We start from the raw sequence: 26562 nt of genomic DNA, 5'->3' as shown, positions 1-26562 counted from the left end.
AAAATCTTTAAATTGAATTTTTGTTCTTAATTTTTTACTAATGAATCTACGAAAAGCTTTTGACCCTTCATCCATTCGTCGTACTCCTCTTGCGTTTCTACTATAATCTTCATTTGCATGTTATAGTGAGAAGTTCCACAAATTTTATTACAAAGTAATAAATAATCAAATGTGTAAGGTTCTAAACCTTCCTTACCTTCAGCAATTAAAGACTTGCTTTTACCTCTTCTGATCTCATTAATATTAAATACTTTCTCTTTCATTTCCTCTGTCTCACGCATATCAGCAGTCGTTACAGTAGGTGTAAATCCAAATTGAGTAATCATACCAGGAACACAATTCATTTGTGCTCTAAAGTGAGGCATATAAGCTGAGTGTAATACATCTTGAGAACGCATCTTGAACACTACAGGTTTACCAACAACCAAGTGTAGTTCTTTTACAATAACGTCATCTTGAGCATTAGGATCTGCTTCGTCAACACCTAATTCATTAGCTCTGTTGATATCAATTAATCTTACGTTAGCTTTTCCTAAAGCATTATCTGGTCCTGAATATCTCGCTTTCCAATTAAATTGTTGTGCATATAATTCAATAACCATTGGATCAGCTTCTTCATCAATATTCATGATGCTATTCCAAGTAAATAAACCTTGAATAATTAAACCTGCTAAAACAATTACAGGTATAATAGTCCAAATAGCTTCTAACTTATTGTTATCTGCATAAAACAAAGCTTTTCTACCTTTTTCACCTTTGTATTTAAAAGCAAAATAGTGTAATAAAAACTGAGTTACCGTTTGGACAAAGAAGATAACAATCATTGAAATGATCATTAAGCTATCAATACCAGGTCCATGCTCTGAAGCAGAATTAGACATTAAAGGTAAATCTCCCCATTTAACAAAACACACGATTGTTATAACATAAATGAAGATTAAAAAACCTATCATTAAATAACCGTTAATACGGTTGTCGTCGTCGTTTGCAACTTGATTATTTTCTGTTGTCTTTCCGACTTGGGTTAAATCAAAGATTTTAACCATTTGCCAAATTGCAACGAAAATAAATACTAAAACTAAAATTGATAATAAAGTCGTCATTGTTATCGTTCTTCTTTATTTAATTTTTATTAATAATGGAAGTTTTCACTTTCTTTAATGAAAGGGTTTCCTTTAGGAACTAAAGATTGTTTTGAAATAGCGTAGAATACTATTAACATGAATAAACCTGCAAATAATAACACTGCACCAATTTCTGGCATACCTATAAACCATCTATCTCCAACTGTAGCCGGCATAATCATATTAAAAATATCAATATAATGCCCTGCTAATATAACTACACCTGCCATGATAACAAACCAAGACACACGCTTAAAGTCACTATTCATTAATAATAATAATGGGAATAAGAAATTCATTGCCACCATACCAAAGAATGGTAAGTTATAGTCTTCAATTCTTGTAATAAAGTAAGTTACTTCCTCAGGTATGTTAGAATACCAGATTAACATAAATTGAGAGAACCATAAGTACGTCCAGAAAATACTAAAACCAAACATGAATTTAGCTAAATCGTGGATGTGACTATTATTAACATTAGGTAATAACCCTTTAGATTTTAAATATATTGTAATCATAGCCATTACTGTTACAGCACATACTAACATACCAGCTAATACATACCATCCAAATAATGTAGAAAACCAGTGTGGATCCACACTCATAATCCAATCCCAAGACATCATAGATTCTGTGTATAAAAAGAATACTAAGAATGCTGCAGATATACGAAAGTTTTTAACAAAATTACGTGTATCTCCTTCTTGAGCATCATCTTGAGCTAAGGAGAATTTACGCGAGAAATACCTATAAACTGACCAACCTCCAATAAAAATAAAAGCTCTAATAACAAAACCTGTTGTGTTTAACCAACCAGCTTTACCAGCTACTAATTTATCATAATCAGCACTCTCTGGATTAACCATATCAGGATTCATCCAAACAAAAATATGATCTCCAGAAATAACTGCTATTATTACTACAATTAATGCACCAGGTAATAAGTAGTATGTAATCCCTTCCATCACTCTAAATAATAAAGGAGACCAACCAGCCTGAGCTGCTTGCTGAATAGCATAAAAAGCTAAAGCTCCTAAAGCAATCATCATAAAAAAGAATGCTGCAATGTATAGTGCAGAATACGGTCTGTTATGTATTTGGTGCATTACATGCTCTGCATGCGCATCACCATGATCTACATCTGCATGACCTGCTTCAGCATGATCACTAGTTGCATGAGCACCACCGTGCGCAGCGCTTTCAGCAGCATGCGTATCCGGAACTGCGTGTGCATCTCCATGACCACCATGACTAGCTTCTTCTGCTAACATAATTTTTACATCATCTTGCGTTACATGATGCGATGTATAATAACCAGTTCCCCATAGTATTGCTCCTACCACGATTAAGGCAAGTGATACTATTTTTAGTCTATTTGAAAGTGTGTACATATCTGTATATAAACTTTATCTAAATCTTATTTTTCTAGGTCTCCCTTTAATTTCATAACGTAAGCAACTACTTGCCAGCGCTCTTCTTCGCTTAAAAAGTTAGCGTAAGATCCCATCGAGTTTTTACCATAATACATAACATGGTAAATACTACCTACATTTATTGCTCTACCTGCGTCATCATAACTAGGGACTCCAAGAATTTTTTCTCTCTTCACTAAGTTACCTTGACCGTTTCCTTTGTTACCATGACAAATACCACAGTAAATAGTGTATAATTCTTTAGCTCTTGGCTCATCAAACTGAGTTGAATCTAAAGGTGATACTAATTCAGCCTTAGCTAAATTATAACCAGAAACATCGCTAGAATACTCAAAAGGTGTATAACCTCTAGGAATTGTACCATCGACTGGTAATTGTGCTTCAACACCATTTGCAAATGCATTTGACTCTTGGTAAGCTTCGTATCCAACAGATTCATACATGTTTGGCATGTATTGGTAATTTGGACGCGCACTATTATTACAAGAAGTAAACGATACTGCTATTAATGCTATGATTGATATTTTAATTAAATGCTTCATTATATCTAATTAATGTGCTTTATCTACTATGTTAATTTCTACCGCTCCAGTTTGACCTAATAAACTTTCTAATTCATTTTGGTTTCCAGTAACAGAGATTTCCATTAAAAAATGATCATCTGTAGTTCTTGGATCTGGATTTTCAGCGTTTTTAAATGGCCACATTTTACTTCTTAAGTAGAATGTTATAACCATTAAATGGGCTGCAAAAAATACTGTAAGCTCAAACATAATTGGTACAAATGCCGGCATGTTTTCTAGGTAACTAAAACTAGGTTTCCCACCAATATCTTGTGGCCAATCTTCAATCATGATAAAATTCATCATTAATGTGGCTACAGTTAAACCAACGCAACCATACATAAATGCACAAATTGCTAAACGTGTTGGAGCTAATCCCATTGCCTTATCTAGTCCGTGAACTGGAAAAGGTGTATAAACTTCGTCAATGTGGTACTTTGCAGCTTTGACTTGCTTAACTGCATTCATTAACACATCGTCATCGTTATAAATAGCGTGAATTACTTTTGAAGCTTCCATATGCTACTTTAAATTATTAGTTTCTTTATTATTCACTACTGACGTTCTAGCATCAGCTCCTGTCCCTACTAAACTATCACCTCTTTCTCTGATAGCTTTATAATTATCACCAGAAGACTTTAATATAGTCTTAACCTCTGCTTGTGCTATTACTGGGAAAGTACGAGAGTACAATAAGAATAGTACAAAGAAGAACCCTATTGTTCCGATAAAAATTCCAATATCAACAAATGTTGGTGAGAACATTGTCCAAGAAGAAGGTAAGTAATCTCTGTGTAGTGATGTAACGATAATTACAAAACGCTCAAACCACATTCCGATATTTACAACTATCGAAATAGCGAAAGAGAACATAATACTTGTACGTAATTTTTTAAACCACATAAACTGAGGTGAAAATACATTACAAGACATCATTGCCCAATATGCCCATGCATAAGGTCCAGTTGCTCTGTTTAAGAAAGCGTATTGCTCATACTCTACACCAGAATACCATGCAACAAATAACTCAGTTATGTATGCAACACCTACTATAGAACCAGTAAGCATAATTACAATATTCATTAACTCGATATGTTGTACAGTAATATAGTCTTCTAAGTTACATACTTTTCTCATAATGATAAGTAATGTATTTACCATTGCAAAACCAGAGAATACAGCACCTGCCACGAAATATGGAGGGAATATAGTTGTATGCCATCCAGGTATTACTGAAGTAGCAAAATCAAAAGATACAATTGTGTGTACTGATAATACTAATGGTGTCGCTAATCCTGCAAGCACTAAAGATACTTCTTCAAAACGTTGCCAGTCTTTTGCACGACCTGTCCATCCAAAACTTAATAAGCTATAAATTTTCTTTTGAAAAGGTTTAACAGCTCTATCACGTAACATTGCAAAATCTGGTAATAAACCTGTCCACCAGAATACTAATGATACCGATAAATAAGTAGAAATTGCGAAAACATCCCAAAGTAAAGGAGAGTTAAAGTTTACCCATAACGAACCAAATTGGTTTGGTATTGGTAACACCCAATATGCTAACCATGGACGACCCATGTGAATAATTGGAAATAAACCTGCTTGAACTACAGAGAAAATTGTCATGGCTTCCGCAGAACGGTTAATAGCCATTCTCCATTTTTGACGGAATAATAAAAGTACTGCAGAAATTAATGTTCCTGCGTGACCAATACCAACCCACCAAACGAAGTTAGTAATATCCCAAGCCCAGTTTACTGTTCTGTTTAAACCCCAAGTTCCAATACCTGTTGAAACGGTATAAATAATACAACCTATTCCCCAAAGAAAAGCTACAAGTGCGATAGAGAATACAATCCACCACTGTTTGTTAGCCTTACCTTCTACAGGAGCTGCGATATCTACAGTTACATCGTGGTAAGATTTCTCACCGGTAACCAAAGGTCTTCTAATAGGTGCTTCGTAATGAGACGCCATAATCCTTTATAATTGTTTATTAATTAATCCTTTTTATGCTTCTTTCGTGTTTCTCACTTTAGTATGGTACTGCACATTAGGCTTGGTACCAACACTTTCTAATAAGTGATACATACGATCGTCTTTTAAAAGTTTTGCAACTTTACTTTCCTTATCATTGATGTCTCCAAAAATCATTGCTCCATTACCACAAGCGGCAGAACAAGCTGTTTGGAACTCACCATCCTTAATCTCACGTCCATCGCGTTTAGCGTCTAGAATAGTCTTTTGTGTTTTTTGAATACACATAGAACATTTTTCCATTACACCACGAGAACGAACCGTAACATCAGGGTTAATTACCATACGACCTAAATCATTGTTCATATGGTAATCAAACTCGTCATTTCCATTGTATAAGAACCAGTTAAAACGTCTTACTTTATACGGACAGTTGTTTGCACAATATCTAGTACCAACACATCTGTTGTATGCCATATGGTTTTGACCTTGTCTACCGTGCGCTGTAGCAGCTACAGGACAAACAGTCTCACATGGTGCATGGTTACAATGTTGACACATTACTGGTTGAAATGCTACTTGTGGATTATCTGCAGGATCTTCTAATTCTCCAAAACCTCCTAAAGAACCGTTATCTCCAAATAAACCAGAGAACCCTTCTTTTTTAGCATCATCTTCAGCAAATGTATCTTCTGATGAGTAATATCTATCAATACGTAACCAGTGCATATCACGACTACGTCTAATTTCTTCTTTTCCTACTACTGGCACGTTGTTTTCAGCGTGACAAGCAATAACACATGCTCCACAACCTGTACAAGCATTTAAGTCTATTGAAAGATTAAAGTGATGTCCAATTGAACGATCAAATTCATCCCATAAATCTACTTCTGGAGACGTTACTGGAGTTTCTTCATGGTTTAAAGATACCATTGGTATTCTATTCCACCCATGCTTATGATCTTGACTGTCATAAGTATTAAAAATCTCTAATGTCGTTTCCTTTATAATATCGCCACGTCCCATTAAAGTATTCTGTAACTGTACACATGCAAATTCATGCATTCCAGTTGCAGGCTCAATAGATACACTTTGAACTGTATTAAATTCGTTGTATAATGTAAACGCGTTAACACCCGTTTTCATTTCATCTTTAAGACCTGAAGTCCTACCGTAACCAAACGCTAATCCTACAGTTCCTTTTGCTTGACCTGGTTGGATAATTGCTGGTACAATTAACGATTGAGAACCATTAACTTTTAAAGTAACATAGCTACCATTTAAAGCTCCTGTAGAATCGTTTTCATTAACAATCCCCCACGCTTCTGCATCAGACTTAGATACAGTTAAGTAGTTATCCCATGATGTTCTTGTAATAGGATCAGGAAATTCTTGTAACCAAGGGTTATTTGCCTGTTGTCCATCACCCATTCCTGTTTTAGAATACAATGTTAACTCAACACCTGAACCTTTAGCCGAACTAGCTAAAGTTCTTGCTGCATTGCTAGCAGGTACTTCTTCTATTTCAACTTCCTCAGCGACAACTTCTGTAGTAGAACTATTACTTACAAAAATTCCATCATGTAAAGCTTGGTTGTAAGAACCTCCATTAAGGATAGATGCTTTCCAAGTCGTTTTGATGTATTCATTTAATGCCACTGTATTTCCAGTCCACTTTAATAAAGTATCTTGAAACTGTCTTGTGTCAAATAATGGTCTTATTGTTGGTTGCATTAAAGCAAAGTGACTTTTCTTTAACTCAACATCACCCCAAGACTCTAAATAATGTGGTGCTGCTGCTATATATTGTACTAGACCAGCAGTCTCATCTTCCTTAGAAGTAAACGCTACTGATAACGTCGTATTTTTTAAACCTTCTGCAAAATCGTTAGCATTAGGTAATGTATACATTGGATTAACACCGCTCATGATAACAGCTCCTACTTTACCTGCTTTCATATCAGCAATTAAAGTTTGAACATCTTTATTGTTACCTTGACGTGTTTTTATTGGTGTTTTAGGATCAAATGCTTTACTACCTAACTTTGCGTTTATTTCTAAAACAACAGTTTGAGCATTTACATCTTGAATACCTGTTACTACAACACCATTACTACCAGCTTTAATCAACTCAGAAGCAGTTTTTTGAACAGCCTCTTTAATTTTAGCAGGCAAGTCATTTGTATTGACTGAACCCCCTACGATTAAACTATGTAATTGTGCTAAAGCTAATTTTTGTTGTGTTGGCGTTAATGGAACACGTTTATCAGCGTTTGCACCTGATATAGACATATTAGATTCAAACTGAATATGACGTGACATTTTTCCATGCGCTGGAATTCTTTTTTTAGAATATCCAGAATCAAATCCACCTCCTTGCCAATCTCCTAAGAAATCTGCTCCCACAGATACTACAGTCATAGCTTTTGAAAAATCGTAATTAGCTAAACCTCTCTCACCATATTTTGCTTGGTAAGCATCTAAAGCAGCAGACTCTGAAACCGCATCATAAACCACATGGTTTACATTACCGTATTTAGCAGTAAATTCTGCAACTAATTTAGATGTTGATGGACTAGCGTAAGTTTGAGTTAACAAAACGATTTGCTTTCCTGAATCTTTCAAACCATTTAAAGCTTGTGTTGTTTCAGAATCAAAATCTGACCATGAAATAGCGTTTCCACCTTTCATCGGACCTTGTACTCTTGTACTATCATATAAATCTAAAACTGAAGCATTTACTCTAGCATTTGCATGACCATTGGTTGCAGCTAAAGTATTGTTTTCAATTTTAATTGGACGACCTTCTCGAGTCTTAACTAAAACACTTGCAAAATCAAATCCGTTAGCAATAGTTGTTGCATAATAATTAGCAACACCAGGCACTATTCTGTCTGGTTGCACCACATAAGGGATAGACTTAACTACTGGTCCCTCGCAGGCTGCTAAGGATGCAGCAGCTGTACTAAAACCAACATACTTTAAGAAATCACGACGTGTTGTTGAAGAAGCTTCTAATGTATCCTTATCACCTAAGAACTCATCAGTAGGAATTTCTTGAACAAATTCGTTTTGTTTTAGCGTCTCAACAATAGAGCTATCTTTTAGCTCCTCAACACTTTTCCAGTATTTCTTGTTTGATGACATATTATATAATTGAATTTATTTCTTTATTAATTATTTTCAAGTTTTCCATTGTACTGGAAAAGCGTCATTTTGTTATTAGTAATGACATTTACCACATTCCAATCCTCCCATTTGTGCGGCTGTAAGGTTTTCAACACCGTACTTCTTAGACAATTGTTCGTGGATCTTAGTGTAATATGCGTTATCTTTTACTTTAACGTCAGTCTTTCTGTGACAGTTAATACACCACCCCATTGTTAATGGCGCATGTTGAGAAACTATTTCCATCTCTTCAATAGGACCGTGACACGTTTGACATTCAATACCTCCAACAACAACGTGTTGCGAGTGATTAAAATATGCAAAGTCAGGTAACTTATGAATCTGAATCCATTTTACTGGAGAAGACTTTCCTGTATACTTTTGCTCGGCATCATCCCAACCAACAGCTTTGTACAATTCTTTAATCTCAGCGTTATAATCAACACCATATTCAGCTAAACCTTCCGCTTGCGTTTCAGGAGCAACTTCATAAATAGATTTATGACAGTTCATACATACGTTTAATGATGGAATACCTGAATGCTTACTAACTCTTGCAGAAGAGTGACAGTATTTACAATCGATACCATTATCTCCAGCATGAATTCTGTGTGAATAATGTATAGGTTGTACTGGTTGATATCCTTGATTAACTCCTACTTGCATAAAGAATCCATATACAAAATAAGCACTAGCCAATAATAAACCAATAACAGTTACAAATATTAAAAATTGATTTTGAACAAAAGCTTTCCAAATTGGCGTACGTTTTGTTTCAGTTAAAGCAACTCCTTTTGCATCTGCAAAATTACGAAGCGTTTTATTTACTAAAAACAATGCACCTGCCAATAAAGCAAACAACACACCTAAAGCTCCTAAAATTAACTTATTTGAAATACCACCTTCTTGAGACGTTGAAGAACCTCCTCCGTCAGTACCACCTGGTACAGGCGCTGGAGCTGGAGCAGCATCCTCTGCAGTATATGCTAAGATATTATCTATATCCGCATTTGACAAAGTAGGAAAAGCACTCATGGCAGCACCATTGTACTCATTATAAATCTTGTTCGCATATGCGTCACCAGACTTAATTAAACCAGCACTGTTTTTTATCCACTTGTAAAACCATTCTCTATCTAAACCTTCTGAGTCAGCCAAACGCGATTCCACTTTACGCAAAGCGGGACCAGTCATTTTTTTGTCAAGCTTGTGACAAGCTATACAGTTAGCATTAAATAATGATTTACCAACAACAGGGTCGCCATCTTGAGCGAAGATTGATGTTGAGAACGTTAGTAAAAAAATTAAGCTTAAACGAAGGTAGTTACTACTTAACTTACGGTGAATCACCTGTTTCATATTATATATTGAATTTACTTCTAGACTTTGGTATGATTTTTTCATTACTGAATACATATTTCAGCTCGAAAAACGTTACGCAAAAGTAATACTTAAAGTCGATTTTTAAAATCTTAAAGAAGTCTTAATTGCTAATTTAGATAAATTCTAAATAATAAAACGCGTCACTTTTAAGTTTAATACTTTTACATTTGCATTAAATCCGTTATAAAATGAAGAAACCAAAAATAAAAGCATACTATCTAACCGCCTTAATTACAATTAGTTTTTGTGCTATTAGCTATGCACAACAAGGGACAGTCGTTATTCATGAAGACCCTAATATTGATAAGTTATTAGAAATTAAAAAGGACTTAAATAAAGATGAAAAGAATAGCGATAAGTATAAAATACAGATCTATTCTGGAACTTTAGCACAAGCTGAAAGCGCTAAATCCAAGTTTGATGGTTCCGTTGGACAATGGCGCTCTCAATTAGTATTTGACTCGCCAAACTACAAAATTCAAGTTGGTAACTTTAGATCTAGATTAGAGGCAGACCGCGCGCTTTTAGACGTGCAGAAAAAGTTTTCTGATGCCTTTATATTTAAACCAAAAAAGGAAAAAGAATAATTTATATTACGATACAAAACAAAAAAAAGCGATTCAAATGAATCGCTTTTTTTTATATAATAACTTAAGTATTATTTAAGCTTTTTCTTAACTTCTACTTCATGGAACGCTTCAATTACATCACCAACATTAATGTCGTTGTAGTTCTTGATTTGCATACCACAGTCATAACCTTTAGAGACTTCTCTAACATCGTCTTTGAATCGTTTTAACGACTCTAACACTCCTGTGTAAGTTACAACACCATCTCTAATAAGACGTATCTGTGAGTTTCTAAATATCTTACCATTCATTACCATACAACCTGCGATAGTACCAACTTTAGATACTTTAAACATTTCTCTAATTTCAGCCGTACCAGTAATCTCTTCTTTTAACTCTGGAGATAACATACCTTCCATAGCATCCTTAAGATCATTAATAGCGTCATAAATAATAGAATATGTTCTAATATCAACTTCTTCTCTATCTGCAATTGTACGTGCATTTCCAACAGGACGTACATTAAATCCAATAATTATCGCATCTGATGCAGTTGCTAATAACACATCACTTTCTGTAATGGCACCAACACCCTTATGAAGAATATTTACTTGAATTTCTTCAGTAGATAGTTTCTGGAACGAATCTGTTAATGCTTCAACAGAACCATCCACATCCCCTTTAAGGATAATATTTAATTCTTTAAATGTACCTAAAGCAATACGACGACCAATCTCAGCCAACGTTAATGTCTTAGTTGTTCTTACATCTTGTTCACGTTGTAATTGTGTACGTTTAGTAGCAATCTGCTTAGCTTCACGCTCATCAGCAAATACGTTAAACTTATCACCTGCCTGAGGCGCTCCGTCTAAACCTAATACAGATACTGGTGTAGATGGTCCAGCTTCCTGTACATCATGACCACGCTCATCCTGCATAGCTTTTACTTTACCACTATTCTTACCTGCTAGAACATAATCTCCAACACGTAATGTACCAGCTTGCACTAACACTGTAGATACATAACCTCTACCTTTATCTAAAAAGGCTTCAACTACTGTTCCTATTGCCGGTTTATTTGGATTAGCTTTAAGCTCCAATAATTCAGCTTCAAGTAATACCTTTTCTAATAATTCTTTAACACCTGTACCTACTTTTGCAGAGATATCATGAGACTGGATTTTTCCACCCCAATCTTCTACAAGTAAATTCATTTGTGCTAAACCTTCTTTAATTTTTTCTGGGTTAGCGTGTGGCTTATCAATCTTGTTTATTGCAAACACGATTGGTACACCAGCTGCTTGTGCATGAGATATTGCTTCTTTTGTTTGAGGCATAATATCATCATCCGCTGCTGCTACAATAATAGCAATATCTGTTACTTGAGCACCACGTGCACGCATCGCTGTAAAAGCTTCGTGACCTGGTGTATCTAAGAACGCTATTTTTTGACCGTTATCCAATTGTACTCCATAGGCACCAATGTGCTGTGTAATACCTCCAGATTCTCCTGCTATTACATTCTCCTTACGGATGTAATCTAATAAAGACGTCTTACCATGATCAACGTGTCCCATTACAGTTACGATTGGTGCACGAGGTTTTAAGTCTTCAGGCTTGTCAATTACATCTTCAATTGAAACTTCAATATCAGCAGTAACAAATTCTGTTTTATATCCAAATTCTTCAGCAACAATAGCAATAGTCTCAGCATCTAAACGCTGATTCATTGTTACCATCATACCTAATGACATACATGCTGAGATAATTTGTGTTACAGGAACATCCATCATCGTTGCAATCTCATTTGCAGTTACAAATTCTGTAACCTTAAGTATTTTGCTTTCTGCTGCTTCAATTTGTTGATCAATTTCTGATTGCTCTCTATGTTGATCTCTTTTCTCTCTTCTATACTTTGCTCCTTTTCCTTTTGAAGATTTACCTTGTAATTTCTCTAAGGTCTCACGTACTTGTCTTTGTACTTCTTCTTCACTAGGCTCTGCTTTTACAACAGGGGTTGCTTTACGACCTCCACCAGTTCTTTTTCCTTTAAATCTATCATTACCACCTCTTGATGGTCCTGAGTTAGATCTATTGTTATTATCACCTGGTTTAGATATACGACGACGCTTTCTTTTGTTAGCGTTATCATCCTTTTTAGGATCTTCTTTCTTTTTCTTAGGTTTATTAAATTGAGATAAATCAATTTTTTCACCAGCTATTTTTGGTCCAGAAAGTTTAGTATATTTTGTTTTTAAAGTTTCTTCAACAGGCTCTTGAGGTGTTGCGTCTTCTTTAGCTACTTCCTTTGCAGGTGTCGCTTTAGTGTCCGCTTTTACTTCAGCTTTAGCTTCTGTTTTAACTTTAGGGTCTGCTTTGGCTTTTGAATCAACAGACTTAGAGTCCACTTTTGCTTTGTTATCCGTTGTTGCTTTCGCTTCAACTTTAACTTCCACTTTTGGTGTTTCTTTAGCTTCAGGAGCTTTTTCTGACTTTGCAGCAGCTGGTTTAGCTTCCGATGTTTTCTCAACTTTCTTAGCCACTTTCTTACCAGTATCTAAATCTATTTTACCAATAGTTTTAGGTCCCTCAAGTGCCTTAGAAGCTTTGATAACTTCTTCGTCTTTTTTGAGCTGAGCAGCTTTAGCCGCCTTAGCAGCATCATCCGCCTTTTGCTTAGCCTCTAGTTCCTTTTCGCGTTTAACACGCAACTCTTCCTTTTCTTTATTCTTTGCTTCATTAACTTCTTGAGACGCCATCTTTTTGTTAGCATCTGTTTGAAATTCATTTGAAAGAATACTGTACGTTTCCTCTGAAATTTTGGTAGTCGGGCGCTTCTCAACCTCTACACCCTTAGAATCCAAAAATTCTACAGCGCGATCAAGAGAGATGTTAAGCTCACGTAATACCTTATTTAATCTAATTGTTTCAGCCATAAATTGCCTTTAACCTAATTTCTTTTTTTCTCAAATATATGTTAATCTTCGAATTCTTCCTTAAGAATTCTAATAACATCTAAAATTGTTTCCTCTTCTAAGTCTGTTCTTTTGACTAGATCTGCCACATCTTGCTCTAAAATACTTTTTGCTGTATCTAGACCTGCTTTACTAAATTCTTTGATAATCCAATCTTCGATTTCATCAGAGAATTCTCTTAATTCTACATCTTCTTCTGCACCTTCTCTTAAAACGTCAATTTCGTAACCTGTTAATTGACCAGCTAATCTAATATTATGACCACCTCTACCAATTGCCTTACTTACTTCTTCTGGTTTTAAGATTGCTTCTGCACGTTTGTTTTCTTCATCAATTTTGATTGAAGTCACTCTTGCAGGACTTAAAGCTCTTGTTATGTATAATTGTAAGTTAGTTGTATAATTAATAACATCAATGTTTTCATTACCTAACTCACGTACAATACCATGAATACGAGATCCTTTCATCCCAACACATGCTCCAACTGGATCGATTCTATCATCGTAAGAATCTACAGCTACTTTTGCTTTTTCACCAGGAATACGAACAATATTCTTTATAGTAATTAAACCATCAAAAACTTCAGGTATTTCCGACTCAAAAAGTTTTTCTAAAAACTTAGGAGACGTACGAGACATAATGATCGTTGGCTTGTTACCTTTTAGCTCTACGCTATCAATAACACCTTTTACATTATCTCCTTTTCTAAAAAAGTCAGAAGGAATTTGCTTATCTTTTGGTAAAATAATTTCATTTCCTTCGTCATCCAATAATATTACTGCTCTGTGACGTATATGATGTACTTCTGCAGTATATAAATCTCCAACAAGTTCTTGAAACTGTTTGAAAATATTTGAATTATCATGTTCGTGAATTTTAGAAATCAAGTTTTGACGTAACGCTAATATAGCACGACGACCTAAATCAATTAACTTAACCTCTTGAGACACATCTTCTCCAACTTCAAAATCCGGTTCAATCTTTCTTGCTGCAGTTAAAGATATTTCTTGATTTGGTTCTTCAACCTCACCATCTGCAACCACTACACGATTTCTCCAAATCTCTAAATCTCCTTTATCTGGGTTTATAATAATATCAAAATTATCATCATCTCCAAATTTTTTCTTCAATGCATTTCTAAATACATCTTCCAAAATAGCCATTAAGGTGACACGATCAATTAATTTATCGTCTTTGAACTCTGAAAAAGATTCAATTAACGCTATATTCTCCATAACTCTATTTGAATTAAAATTTTATTATAACTTTTGCTTCTACAACATCTTTGTAGGCAATATTTTCTTTTTTATTCACTGTAACTTTTCCTTTACCTACAGGCTTTGGCTCTCTTGCCTTCCACTCTAACGTAAAGTCGTCATCACTAACTGCTGTTAACGCACCTTCAATATGTTGCGTTGCGGTCTTAACTTCCAATGTGCGTCCGACGTGCCTAGGGTATTGTCTTGGTAATGTCAAAGGTGCAGCTGCACCTGCAGACATAACTTCTAGAGCAAAATCATGTTCCTCTCTATCAATATTATGCTCTATTGCACGACTAACAAATATGCAGTCTTCAACCTTAACCCCTTGATCTCCATCAATAATTATATTGATAGCATTATCTCCAGTAACACTAAAATCTATTAAAAATAAATCTTGGCGCTCCGTTAGGGCTTCTTCTAATAAACTTTTTACTGTATTTATAAACATTTTTAAGTATAAAAAGAGGGGACTTTAGTCCCCTCATTTTTCATTTTCTTCTTACAACGCTGCAAATATACATATTTTTATTGATTTTCATAACTTTTTAAAAGTCATTTTTTATTGCTAACTTTATAATAAGTTCTTTATTAACCAACTATAACCATATTATGAAAAAACTACTCGTACCTACAGATTTTTCTAAAGAAGCAGAAAATGCTGTCCAAGTTGCTGCCCAATTAGCAAGAAAACATGATTGCGAAATCATTCTACTTCATATGTTAGAGCTCCCCTTTAACAATCTTGCCGACACCCCATCAATGTCAGAGCTACCTGAAGCGGTTTATTTTATGAAACTAGCGCATAAAGAATTTGAAACCTTACTGCAAAAAGACTACCTAAAAGGCCTAACCGTTCATGAAGCTGTTGATTTTAATGAAATAGCAACCGGAATCCTAGAAACCTGTAATAACCATGACATCGACTTAATAGTTATGGGATCACATGGATCTGAAGGCATAAAAGAATTGTTTATTGGTTCTAATACCGAAAAAGTAATACGCACATCAAACACCCCTGTATTAGTGATTAAAAACGAACACGCGCATTTTGATATCAAAGAATTTGTATTTGCCTCCGATTTTAAAAACGACAATAAAGAAACTTACCAACAAGCAGTAAAGCTAGCCAATCTATTTGAAGCAAAAATGCACCTTCTTAACGTAAATACACCAAGCAATTTTACAACAACTGCTGCTTCAAAGGTTAGAATGATGGAATTTATTGACAATAATACATTTGACAACTACACGATAAACATCTATAATGATGACACTATCGAGAAAGGCATTCTTAACTTTTCTAAAATAGTAAATGCAGATTTAATTGGAATAAGCACGCACGGAAGACAAGGGATTGCACATTTTTTTAATGGTAGTATAAGCGAAGATTTAGTAAATCATGCTAAAAGACCTGTTATAACCTTTAAAATATAAATTACAAACTGTCTTAAATAGAAAAAAGCTCCCTTTTGAAAGGAAGCTTTTTTTGTTGGCCCACTAGGTCTCGAACCTAGACTCTTCAGTACCAAAAACTGACGTGTTACCAGTTACACCATAGGCCAATCTTGTAATGAGGATGCAAATTTAAAACAATTATTAACTCCCGCAAACTTTTTTTAAAAAAAATTTCAATAAAAACTTAACGTTACCTTAAAAACGGTGTCTGTTTGATAATAATTACTAAATTCGCAATACATAACAAACCGATACTTTATGATGTCTTTCAACTTTAAAAAATGGAACTTAATACTAAGTTGGTTCGCTTTTTTAATTGCTTTAATCACCTACACACTTACCGTAGAGCCTACAGTAAGTTACTGGGATGCTGGAGAATATATATTAACATCTTCCAAACTACAAGTTGGTCACCCACCAGGAGCACCTCTATTTCAAATGCTAGGCGCAGTGTTTTCCGTGTTTGCTCTAGACCCTTCTCAGATCGGTTTTTTAATGAATATGATGAGTGCAGTCTCTAGTGCTTTTGCCATTTTATTTATGTTCTGGACTATTGTATTATTATTAGAAAAAATAGTTGGACAGCCAGAAAAACTTGAAAAAGGACAACAATTTGCTATTTTAGGAAGTGCTTTTGTAGGAAGTTTAGCATTCGCCTTCACAGATTCGTTCTGGTTTAATGCAGTCGAAACTGAAGTTTATGCTATGGCCACTTTAATTATGACCGTAATGTTCTATTTAGGGTTACGTTGGGAAAAGGACATGCACAAACCTAGAGGTAACCGTTGGCTAATTTTAATTGCTTTTGTAGTTGGTCTATCTTTTGGTATTCACTTTATGGGATTATTAACTATTCCAGCCATCGGATTAATTTACTTCTTTAAAAACTATAAGACCGTAACCGTTAAAAACTTTATAATTGCCAATATCGTATCGGTAGCCGTATTATTATTCGTTTTTAAATTAATGTTTCCTAATGTCCTTAGATACTTTAGTGCTTTAGAGTTGTTTTTTGTTAATCAAGTAGGACTGCCTTTTAACTCCGGATCTATTATTGCGGGTATATTATTGGTTGCAGCCTTTTATTATGGTTTAAAGTACACAAACACTAAAAAATTATATGCTTATAATACAGGTATCCTTTGTTTACTTTTTGTACTTATTGGATCATCTACATGGTTAATGCTACCTATTAGAGCTAACGCTAATGTTGTTATTAACGAAAACAACCCCTCTAGTGCAAGAGAATTATTAGCCTATTACAACTTAGAGCAGTATCCAGAAACACATTTGTTTTACGGACCTTTATTTACAGAACAATATACTGGTTTGGATGAAAACAATCCGTACGTAGATGACAAACCTAAATATGAAAAGGACGAAGTCAACGGTACTTATATTATTGTAAACCAATATAAAAATGCAAAACAGAATTACAATTCTGAACAAGCTGCATTTTTACCAAGAATGTGGAGTGGCGAAAATGCAGAAAACTACCTGTTATTTACTGGCTATTTAGACTTTAGCATAAAACCCGAATACCAAGGCGAAGCACGTTTAGAAAAATCTATCCTTGATTTTAAAAATGATGTGGCTCAAGGCCGAATAGATTATGAAGATTATAATGACTTTTTAAAGCAATTTGGAACGGTCCTTAATATTGAAAAGCCATCTTTAGCAAGTAATATTCAATATTTATTTGAATACCAATTAGGGTATATGTATTGGCGTTATTTTATGTGGAACTTCTCAGGTCGTCAAGATGACCTGCAAGGACGCTATGACCAACACGGAAACTGGATTAGTGGTATCAAACCAATTGACGAGTGGCATTTAGGGCAGTCTCAAGACAATCTGCCTACGGACGTTGCACAAAACAAAGGACGTAACACGTACTATTTCTTACCTTTAATTCTAGGACTATTAGGTTTGTTTTTTCTATTTAATAAAGATAAAAAATTATTTTGGGTCACTTTGGTGTTTTTCCTATTTACAGGATTAGCCATTCAAGTGTACACCAATGTTAGACCTTTTGAACCTAGAGAACGTGATTATTCTGTAGTAGGGTCCTTCTATGTCTTTGCGCTTTGGATTGGATTAGGGGTTTACGCTATTTTTGATCTACTTAAAAAACACGTACCATCAAAAGTACTAGCACCAGCAGTCTCTTTAATATGTCTATTATTAATACCAACAATATTAGCGTCTCAAAACTGGGATGACCATGATAGATCAGGAAAGTATACTGCTTTAGCTATGGCGAAAAAGTATTTAGATTCTTGTGGCGAAAACGGAATACTATTTACCATTGGAGATAATGACACCTTTGCCTTATGGTACGCGCAAGAAATTGAGAATTATCGTACTGATGTTAGAGTTGTAAACACTAGTTTATTTCAAACCGATTGGTACATCGATCAAATGAAACGTAAAGCATATAAAAGTGATCCGATACCATCAACATTAACCCATGACAAATACAAACACGGGACTAGAGATTATCTTATAAAACGTATCCGCTCTAAAGACACATTAGACATCCGTACGTTTATGAATTTTGTATCTAGTGAAGATGCTAAAACGAAGCTAAAATATGCGCTTCAACAAGAAGGAGACGCAGGCAGCAACTATCCTGAGCAATACTTAAACTCTAATTACTTCCCTGTGGAAAACATTAGAATTCCTGTGGACAAAAATGCTGCTTTAGCTAGTGGTGTTGTAAAAGCAAAAGATGCTGATTTAATTGAATCTTATTTAGATGTCAATATTTCTAGCAATGCCATTACAAAAAACAGATTATTAATGCTAGACATTGTTGCTACTAATAATTGGGAGCGTCCAATCCATTTTACTGGTGGTGCGTTTAGTGATGAAGACTACATTTGGATGAAAGATTATTTACAGTTAGATGCCATGGTCTACACATTAGTACCTATAAAAACTGCTGTTGCTAGAGCAAATCCATTTGACATGGGACGCTTAGACACGGAGTTTATGTATGATAAAGTTGTTAATTGGGATTGGGGTAATAGTGGTAGCGACAATATTTACCATGATACAGAAACTAGACGTAACTCTATTACATACAGAGGTAATCTAGCGCGTTTAATTCAAGAATTGATTAACGAAGAACAATTAGACAAAGCTGAAGAAATAGCAGATATTGCTATGAAAAACATGCCTGTAGACAAGTATGGTTTTTACACGCTTCTAGAACCTTATATTAGTGCTTACTACGAAGTTGGCAATCAAGAAAAAGCGCGACAATTGTTTAAAGACGTTTCTATTAAGTATCAAGAAAACTTAAAATACTACAGCACTTTAACCAAGGAGAATCAAGACAATAACTTTACAGAAATACTAACAGATATCGAGCGTTATAAAGCCTTAGTTGATGTTTTAGTACAATATGATAGACCGTTTGCTAAAGAAGAGTCTATGACGTTTACAAACTACCTAGAGTTATTTAAACAATACTATGACAGTGCGCCTGAAGTTGAAACAAATCCAATCCGCACGGACAAAGATTTACTCCAACAGCTAGACACGGTCTTAAAAAGCGAATAAATGCCTGTTTTTCCTGCAAAAACACCAAAATTAATCCAACGCCTTTTTCCAAAATACATTTGGAACAAGGCGTCTTTGGACAAAACATTATACTTAACGTTTGATGATGGACCAACTCCAGAAATCACACAATGGACGTTGGACACCTTAGCACAATATGATGCTAAGGCTACCTTTTTTTGTATTGGAGAAAATGTAACAAAATATCCTGATATTTTTAAGTCTGTTGCCAAAGCAGGTCACGTTATTGGCAACCATACATTTAATCATTTAAAAGGATGGCATACACATACGGACCGCTATATTGATAACACATTAAAAGCACAACAAGTCATTGCACCTAATAGTAATGGGCTGTTCCGTCCACCATTTGGAAAAATAAAAGGAAGTCAAGCAAAACAATTACTTAGTAAAGGATATAAGATTGTTATGTGGAGCGTATTGTCTTATGATTGGGAAGTTAAGGTTACACAAGAGCAATGTCTTAAAAACGTAATAAAACATGCTACATCTGGAAGTATTGTTGTGTTTCATGACAGTGTAAAAGCATCAAAAAATATGCAATACACATTACCTAAAGTTTTAGATTACTTTAGCAAAAAAGGGTACACCTTTAAATCGCTTTAAACAAATTGCTGTACAATACCAATTAAGGTATTAGCATCTTGCTCTCCGCTTTGGCGCCATTTCATTTCACCATTTTTATAAATAATTAAGGTTGGTAAACCTTTGACACGCAAAGCCTCAGATAGCTCTTGATTTTTCTCAACATCTATCTTAATTACTTTTGCTTTGTCACCAAGTGCTGCTGCTACATCACGTAGCACTGCATGCATGGCTTTAGACGGTTCATTCCACTCTGTAAAAAAATCGAACAGTACAGGAATTTCGACATCTATTAATTCTCCAAATTTTGACATTTGATATCAGTTTAGTTAAAACTTAGTTACTAAAATATAACATTTAGATTTAATTAAGCAATTTGCTTACCTTTTTTAAGTTCTATTACGGTTATTTCTGGCCAAATTCCTACACGTCCAGGGTAGGCTAAATAACCAAAACCTCTGTTAACGTTAATGTATTGCCCTTTTTCTTTATAGATTCCTGCCCAATGCTTATAACGCCATTTAATTGGACTCCATTTAATCCAACCCGGGATTTCTATCCCAAACTGCATACCATGTGTATGACCACTTAATGTTAAATGATAATGGTAATCGTGTGCGATAACTTTCTCATCCCAATGTGATGGATCATGAGACATTAATATTTTAAAATCGTCAGCTGTAATATTAGACGATGCTTTATCCAAATCCCCAGACTTCTTAAAACCGCCTTTACCCCAGTTTTCAACACCAATTAAAGCTAAACGTTTCCCTTCTTTTTCGATGTAACGGTTTTCATTTAATAAGATATCAAAACCCATATCTTTTTGGATGGTAATCAATTCGTCTAAATTATCCTTTTTTTCCTTAGCGGAATTCCACTCTACATAATCCCCATAATCATGGTTTCCTAAAACAGAAAACACACCGTCTTTAGCAGACAATTTAGAAAAGGTATCTTTCCAATCATACATTTCTGAAGCTTTGTTATTAACTAAATCTCCAGTAAACAAAATCACATCTCCTTTTTGCTCATTAACCAAATCCACCGCATAATTTATTTTCTCTTTATTATCAAAACTCCCCGCGTGGATATCACTAATATGTGTTAATCGGTAACCATCAAAGGTATCTGGTAAATCTTCAAAGTAAAGCGTATAATTTAAAACCTTATAGTTGTAGCGCCCTTTATACATTCCGTAAAGCAAACTAGTAAACGGGATCGCAGCCAAACCTAAGGCCACTTGACTAATAAACTTACGTCTAGATGGTATAGTAAAGGTCTCTCTTGTAATAAAAAACCGATCATACAGTCCAATAAATCCACGAATAATATCCTCTCCAATTAGAAGTGGTACAATCACTAAATTTAAAGACAAATAGGCTAACATAAATCCAATAGCATAACCACGTCCTCCAGAGACTACACGACCGACTCCTGGTGTAGAAAATTGATACACCGTATTAGCTGCTACTAAAAAAGCAATAGTAAAAAACAGGTAATGTATCCAAGGTGATTTAAACACTGTTTTTATAGCTTGATAGCCGTAAACAGTAAATACAATATATATAATGGCAATAATAAGATAACGAATCATAGTCTAATTTAATCTTCAAAATTAACCCTTTCAAAACTTAAATATCTTATTATATTGTTAAACGTTAACTAGCTAAAAACAATCTATTTACTAGAGCTACCTGATAAATCGATTTTACTTTTTGTTATCCAAATAACATTTATAACTATATTTAGCCTAATTAAAACTAACTAAATGAATAACCAAAACAACAAATCTGCTTTAACCACTTTAGTAACGGTCTTCTTTTTCTGGGGATTTATAGCTGCTTCCAACGGAGTCTTTATTCCGTTTTGTAAAACGTATTTTAATATTGATCAATTCCAGTCTCAACTAGTAGATTTTGCTTTTTTTGGAGCCTATTATATTGGTGCGCTATTGTTGTTTATAATATCCAATACTTTAAGAAAAGACATCCTTAATAATTGGGGATATAAAAACGGTATTATTTACGGTTTGCTGTTATCAGCTATTGGCGCCTTTTTTATGTACCCATCAACATCTGGTGCAGAACAAGGTCAAACTAGTGTGTTTTACTTAATTTTAATAGCCTTATTTATTGTTGGTTTAGGATTTTCGTTACAACAAACTGCTGCAAATCCATTCGCTATTGCTTTAGGTGATCCAAAAACAGGATCGCACAGACTTAATCTAGCAGGAGGAATCAATTCTTTAGGGACTACAATAGGACCAATTGTAGTCAGTTTTATAATATTTGGATCTACACATTGGTCGACGCAAGAGTTAGCTCAAAAAATTAACGATAACGAGATTACATTAATAACCATCCAAATGCTGTATTTGGGCGTTGGACTGTTATTTTTATTAGCTGCTGCCCTATTTCATTTTTCAAAAAAACTACCCGCTTTAAAATCAGACACAGCTTTTGAGCCTGCTAATAAAGCTAAAAACCTACTAATTGTATTAACCATAATAATCATGGGTTGTTTTGGATACATTTTTAGTACTTATACAGGAGGAGAAACCGCCTCAGAAAGCTTAGAACACACAAGACTAACGTTATTAATCATCGCATTAGCTGCTGTGGTAGGTGCTTTACTGTTTGCTTATTCAAGTTCTTCAAAAAAACCAGAAGGTTGGGGTGCCATGAAGTACCCGCAATTAGTATTGGGGATGCTAGCTATATTTACTTACGTAGGTGTAGAAGTTACGGTTGGAAGTAATTTAGGAGAGCTTCTTAAACGTGCAGTGGGCGACACCAATTTAAACACACTAGGCTTACCAACATTAAACGATGCCCAAATTGCGCCTTTTATCTCATTATATTGGGGTGGATTAATGATTGGTCGTTGGGTAGGCGCCATTACAGTATTTAATCCAAGTAAAGGACTAAAAAAATGGCTACTAATTATCGTGCCTTATGTGGCTTTAGCGGTAGTTCTTTCTGCAAATAGACTTGCCGGAACTATATTTTCTACTAACGAGATATTGTTTTTCGCAATCTGTGTAGCGGTACAAATCGGAGGATTCTTTTTAGCAAAAGACAACGCTGTAAAAACACTTAAAATATTCAGTTTACTTGGTGTATTAGCCATGATTATAGGATTATCATCAACTGGTAATGTCGCTTTATTTGCCTTTTTATCTGGTGGTTTATTCTGTTCTATCATGTGGCCATGCATCTTTACATTAAGTATTGCAGGTTTAGGAAAATACACCTCTCAAGGGTCTGCTTTTTTAATCATGATGATTTTAGGTGGCGCCATCATACCGCCATTACAAGGTAAATTAGCTGATGTTTTTGGCATACAACCATCTTATATAGTCGCTGCTTTATGCTTTGGATATTTACTATTTTATGCCTTCCGCACAAAAAGTGTATTAGACAAACAAGGCGTGACGTATTAACAACTACAATACAACAAATTAAAAAAACACACCTCTTTTTAAAAGGAACAAAAAGCACCGTCTTATTTGTTCCTTTTTTTTATGCTGAGATGTTAATAAATTTTAAAGCAAACCTGCGTTAAGTTTTGTAGTTTTGGTATTCTATCAAAATTCCAATTATGTCAGATAACAAACGTGTATTTCTAGTAGATGCTTTTGCCTTAATTTTTCGTGGCTATTATGCCTTTATAAAAAACCCAAGAATCAATTCTAAAGGCGTCGATACGTCTGCGGTTATGGGATTTATGAATTCACTTTTAGACGTCATTAAACGCGAAAGACCAGATCATTTAGCCGTTTGTTTTGATAAAGGAGGAAGTGCGGACAGAGTCGAAATGTTTGAAGCATACAAAGCCAATCGTGACGAAACACCGGAAGCTATAAAAATTGCAGTCCCTATTATCCAAGAGATTTTAAAAGCCATGCATATTCCTATTATGGTAAAAGCAGGTTTTGAAGCCGATGATGTTATTGGTACGCTAGCAAAACAAGCCGAAAAAGAAGGTTACCAAACCTTTATGGTCACACCAGATAAGGATTTTGCACAATTAGTAAGCGAAAACATATTTATGTATCGCCCAATGTTTGGTGGCGGATATGAAACTTGGGGAATCCCAGAAGTACAGAAAAAATTTGAAGTTACAGATCCATTACAAGTCATTGACTTTTTAGGAATGATGGGAGATGCCAGTGATAATATTCCAGGTTTACCAGGGGTTGGAGAAAAAACAGCTAAAAAGTTTTTAGCTGCTTACGGTAGTATGGAAAATCTTTTAGACAACACACACGAGCTAAAAGGTAAAATGAAAGAAAAGATTGAAGCCAATAAAGAGCTAGGCTTACTATCTAAAAAACTAGCGACTATTATGCTAGATGTACCGGTGACTTTTAATGCTAAGGATTTTGAGTTAGACCAACCGGACATCCCGAAAGTAGTTGAGATTTTTCAAGAGTTAGAATTTAGAAGACTAATAGATAATTTTACAAAAACATTTACTTCCGGCGCAGAAGCAACAGCTATTGCAAACGGCGAACCTTCAGAAAAAAAGGCACCAAAAGTCACACCTAAAGAAGCAGAAAGTGCTGGAGCAGGTCAATTCAATTTGTTTGGAGGCGACCCAAGTTCCGCGACAGCGACAACAACAGACGATAGCTTTGCACGCAAAACAGCCGCAACCAACAGCCATTTTTACCAAAGCGTCGCACCAGGAATGGCAACCACATTATTTATTAAAAACTTAATGAGCCAAACGTCTGTGTGTTTTGATACCGAAACCACAGGTTTAAACCCACTAATAGCAGAATTGGTTGGGATTGCATTTTCATGGGAAACTGGTAAAGGCTTTTACCTACCGTTTCCTGAGGACCAAACGGAAGCGCAAGCCATAATCGAAACGTTACGACCATTTTTTGAAGACCAAACCATTCAGAAAATAGGACAGAATTTAAAATACGATATTAAAGTACTAGCCAAATATAACCTGCAAGTTAGAGGACCATTATTTGACACTATGTTAGCGCATTATTTAATTAATCCGGACATGCGTCACAATATGGATATTTTGGCAGAAACGTACTTAAACTATACGCCAATTTCTATCACAGAATTGATTGGTAAAAAAGGAAAGAATCAATTATCCATGCGTGATGTTCCATTGGAGAAACAAACAGAATATGCGGTTGAAGATTCTGATATTACATTACAATTAAAAGAACATTTTGAAAAAGAATTAGGAGAAGCCAACACCAAAAAATTATTCACAGATATTGAAGTACCATTACTACGCGTATTAGCTGCAATGGAGCTGGAAGGTATCAATCTAGATGTGGACTTTTTAAACAGCCTGTCTGAAGATTTAAACAAAGACATAGACACCTTAGTTGCTAAAATTTACGAAGTTGCTGGCGAAGAATTTAATATTGCCTCACCAAAGCAATTAGGAATCATCCTTTTCGAAAAATTAAAACTGGTAGACAAACCCAAAAAGACCAAAACAGGTCAATATAAAACGGGAGAAGATATCTTATCTGCTTTAGCAAAAGAGCACGAGATTATTAGAAACATCCTAGAATACCGTGGATTAGCAAAACTAAAAAGCACGTATGTAGATGCTTTACCACTTCAGGTGGAAGAAGCAACTGGTCGTGTACACACAGACTATATGCAAACCGTTGCTGCTACAGGACGTTTAAGTAGTAACAATCCTAACTTACAGAATATCCCGATACGTACAGAACGTGGACGTCAAGTGCGTAAAGCCTTTATACCGCGTAATGACGACTACATTTTATTAGCTGCCGATTATAGCCAAATAGAACTGCGTATTATTGCTGCGTTAAGTGAAGAGGAGACCATGATTGAAGCCTTTAAAAACGGAGAAGATATTCACGCCTCTACCGCCTCTAAAGTTTTTAATGTGCCTTTAGAAGAAGTTACCAGAGACCAACGTAGTAACGCCAAAACCGTAAACTTCGGGATTGTGTATGGTGTGTCTGCTTTTGGATTAAGTAACCAAACCGATTTATCGCGTGGTGAAGCCAAAGAGCTTATTGATACTTATTACGAAACCTACCCAAAGCTTAAAAAATACATGAGCGCCCAAGTCGAGTTTGCGCGTGATAATGGGTATGTAAAAACCGTTTTAGATCGTAGACGTTATCTAAAAGATATTAATAGTGCTAACGCTATTGTGCGTGGTGCTGCAGAGCGTAATGCGGTTAATGCACCAATACAAGGTAGTGCTGCAGATATTATTAAAATTGCCATGATTAACATCTATAACAAACTAGAAGCTGGTAATTATAAAACCAAAATGCTACTACAAGTACATGATGAATTGGTTTTTGATGTCTTTAAACCTGAATTAGAGGAAATGAAAACATTAATTAAAACCGAAATGGAACAAGCCTTTAAAATGGAAGTGCCTTTAGATGTGGAATTGGATACTGGTTTGAATTGGTTGGAGGCGCATTAGGTGTTAATTTTTGTCTAA

The 26562-nt window shown here is 35.0% G+C and carries 18 protein-coding genes and 1 tRNA gene; 6 read left to right on the top strand and 13 right to left on the bottom strand.

Annotation, left to right across the window (positions count from 1 at the left end):
- Nucleotides 1-26: 26 nt before the first annotated feature.
- The 7 genes from ACZ2G2_RS07805 to ACZ2G2_RS07775 all read right to left on the bottom strand — a co-directional run bounded on the left by ACZ2G2_RS07805 (nt 27) and on the right by ACZ2G2_RS07775 (nt 9627).
- The gene (locus tag ACZ2G2_RS07805) at nt 27-1103 is read right to left on the bottom strand and encodes a cytochrome c oxidase subunit II (protein WP_090836394.1); all 1077 of its coding nucleotides are present in this window, start codon (nt 1101-1103) and stop codon (nt 27-29) included.
- Nucleotides 1104-1132: 29 nt separating this feature from the next.
- Nucleotides 1133-2515 (bottom strand): quinol:cytochrome C oxidoreductase, encoded by a 1383-nt coding sequence (locus ACZ2G2_RS07800; RefSeq protein WP_470391746.1) that lies wholly within the window; start codon nt 2513-2515, stop codon nt 1133-1135.
- Nucleotides 2516-2541: 26 nt separating this feature from the next.
- The gene (locus ACZ2G2_RS07795; protein ID WP_470391745.1) at nt 2542-3099 is read right to left on the bottom strand and encodes a c-type cytochrome; all 558 of its coding nucleotides are present in this window, start codon (nt 3097-3099) and stop codon (nt 2542-2544) included.
- A gap of 9 nt (nt 3100-3108) precedes the next feature.
- The gene (locus tag ACZ2G2_RS07790) at nt 3109-3639 is read right to left on the bottom strand and encodes a DUF3341 domain-containing protein (RefSeq protein WP_090836398.1); all 531 of its coding nucleotides are present in this window, start codon (nt 3637-3639) and stop codon (nt 3109-3111) included.
- A 3-nt stretch (nt 3640-3642) separates the two neighbouring features.
- Nucleotides 3643-5100: an NrfD/PsrC family molybdoenzyme membrane anchor subunit gene (gene nrfD, locus ACZ2G2_RS07785; RefSeq protein WP_090836400.1), complete on the bottom strand. Its 1458-nt coding sequence runs from the start codon at nt 5098-5100 to the stop codon at nt 3643-3645.
- Nucleotides 5101-5133: 33 nt separating this feature from the next.
- Nucleotides 5134-8247 carry a TAT-variant-translocated molybdopterin oxidoreductase gene (locus ACZ2G2_RS07780; protein ID WP_470394890.1) on the bottom strand — a complete coding sequence of 1038 codons (3114 nt, stop codon included), beginning with the start codon at nt 8245-8247 and terminating at the stop codon, nt 5134-5136.
- Between the two features lie 75 nt (nt 8248-8322).
- A complete protein-coding gene (locus ACZ2G2_RS07775) occupies nt 8323-9627 on the bottom strand; it encodes a c-type cytochrome (RefSeq protein ID WP_101202237.1) in 1305 nt (434 codons plus the stop codon).
- A gap of 212 nt (nt 9628-9839) precedes the next feature.
- On the opposite strand from ACZ2G2_RS07775, the gene ACZ2G2_RS07770 reads away from it, so the two are divergent.
- Entirely contained in the window at nt 9840-10238 is a 399-nt protein-coding gene (locus tag ACZ2G2_RS07770) for an SPOR domain-containing protein (RefSeq protein ID WP_470394888.1), read from the top strand.
- A gap of 71 nt (nt 10239-10309) precedes the next feature.
- Here the strand turns inward: ACZ2G2_RS07770 and infB are convergent, their stop codons facing one another.
- The 3 genes from infB to rimP are packed head-to-tail and all read right to left on the bottom strand — an operon-like array spanning nt 10310 to nt 14905.
- Entirely contained in the window at nt 10310-13156 is a 2847-nt protein-coding gene (gene infB / locus ACZ2G2_RS07765; RefSeq protein WP_470394886.1) for a translation initiation factor IF-2, read from the bottom strand.
- 41 nt (nt 13157-13197) lie between these two features.
- Nucleotides 13198-14430: a transcription termination factor NusA gene (nusA, locus tag ACZ2G2_RS07760; RefSeq protein ID WP_090836409.1), complete on the bottom strand. Its 1233-nt coding sequence runs from the start codon at nt 14428-14430 to the stop codon at nt 13198-13200.
- A 13-nt stretch (nt 14431-14443) separates the two neighbouring features.
- Complete coding sequence (gene rimP, locus ACZ2G2_RS07755) at nt 14444-14905, bottom strand: ribosome assembly cofactor RimP (RefSeq protein WP_101201968.1); 462 nt, start codon at nt 14903-14905, stop codon at nt 14444-14446.
- A 161-nt stretch (nt 14906-15066) separates the two neighbouring features.
- On the opposite strand from rimP, the gene ACZ2G2_RS07750 reads away from it, so the two are divergent.
- Nucleotides 15067-15891, top strand: a complete 825-nt coding sequence (locus tag ACZ2G2_RS07750; RefSeq protein ID WP_101201969.1) for a universal stress protein — start codon at nt 15067-15069, stop codon at nt 15889-15891.
- Between the two features lie 55 nt (nt 15892-15946).
- Here the strand turns inward: ACZ2G2_RS07750 and ACZ2G2_RS07745 are convergent.
- Nucleotides 15947-16019, bottom strand: a tRNA-Gln gene (locus ACZ2G2_RS07745).
- Nucleotides 16020-16170: 151 nt separating this feature from the next.
- On the opposite strand from ACZ2G2_RS07745, the gene ACZ2G2_RS07740 reads away from it, so the two are divergent.
- Nucleotides 16171-19479 (top strand): glycosyltransferase family 117 protein, encoded by a 3309-nt coding sequence (locus ACZ2G2_RS07740; RefSeq protein WP_470394884.1) that lies wholly within the window; start codon nt 16171-16173, stop codon nt 19477-19479.
- Entirely contained in the window at nt 19480-20106 is a 627-nt protein-coding gene (locus ACZ2G2_RS07735; RefSeq protein WP_470394883.1) for a polysaccharide deacetylase family protein, read from the top strand. It begins immediately after the preceding gene.
- Here the strand turns inward: ACZ2G2_RS07735 and ACZ2G2_RS07730 are convergent.
- Nucleotides 20103-20399, bottom strand: a complete 297-nt coding sequence (locus ACZ2G2_RS07730; RefSeq protein ID WP_090836420.1) for a thioredoxin family protein — start codon at nt 20397-20399, stop codon at nt 20103-20105. The two genes, ACZ2G2_RS07735 and ACZ2G2_RS07730, sit on opposite strands and share 4 nt — an antisense overlap.
- A 53-nt stretch (nt 20400-20452) precedes the next feature.
- Nucleotides 20453-21682 (bottom strand): metallophosphoesterase, encoded by a 1230-nt coding sequence (locus ACZ2G2_RS07725; RefSeq protein ID WP_101201972.1) that lies wholly within the window; start codon nt 21680-21682, stop codon nt 20453-20455.
- A gap of 174 nt (nt 21683-21856) precedes the next feature.
- Here ACZ2G2_RS07725 and ACZ2G2_RS07720 point away from each other — a divergent pair, with 174 nt between their 5' ends.
- Nucleotides 21857-23530, top strand: a complete 1674-nt coding sequence (locus ACZ2G2_RS07720) for an MFS transporter (RefSeq protein WP_090836425.1) — start codon at nt 21857-21859, stop codon at nt 23528-23530.
- Nucleotides 23531-23688: 158 nt separating this feature from the next.
- Entirely contained in the window at nt 23689-26544 is a 2856-nt protein-coding gene (gene polA / locus ACZ2G2_RS07715) for a DNA polymerase I (protein ID WP_470394882.1), read from the top strand.
- The last annotated feature ends 18 nt before the right edge of the window (nt 26545-26562 follow it).

Source organism: Olleya sp. KKT75 (assembly GCF_055635485.1).
This window is presented reverse-complemented; position numbering and strand designations above follow the sequence as displayed.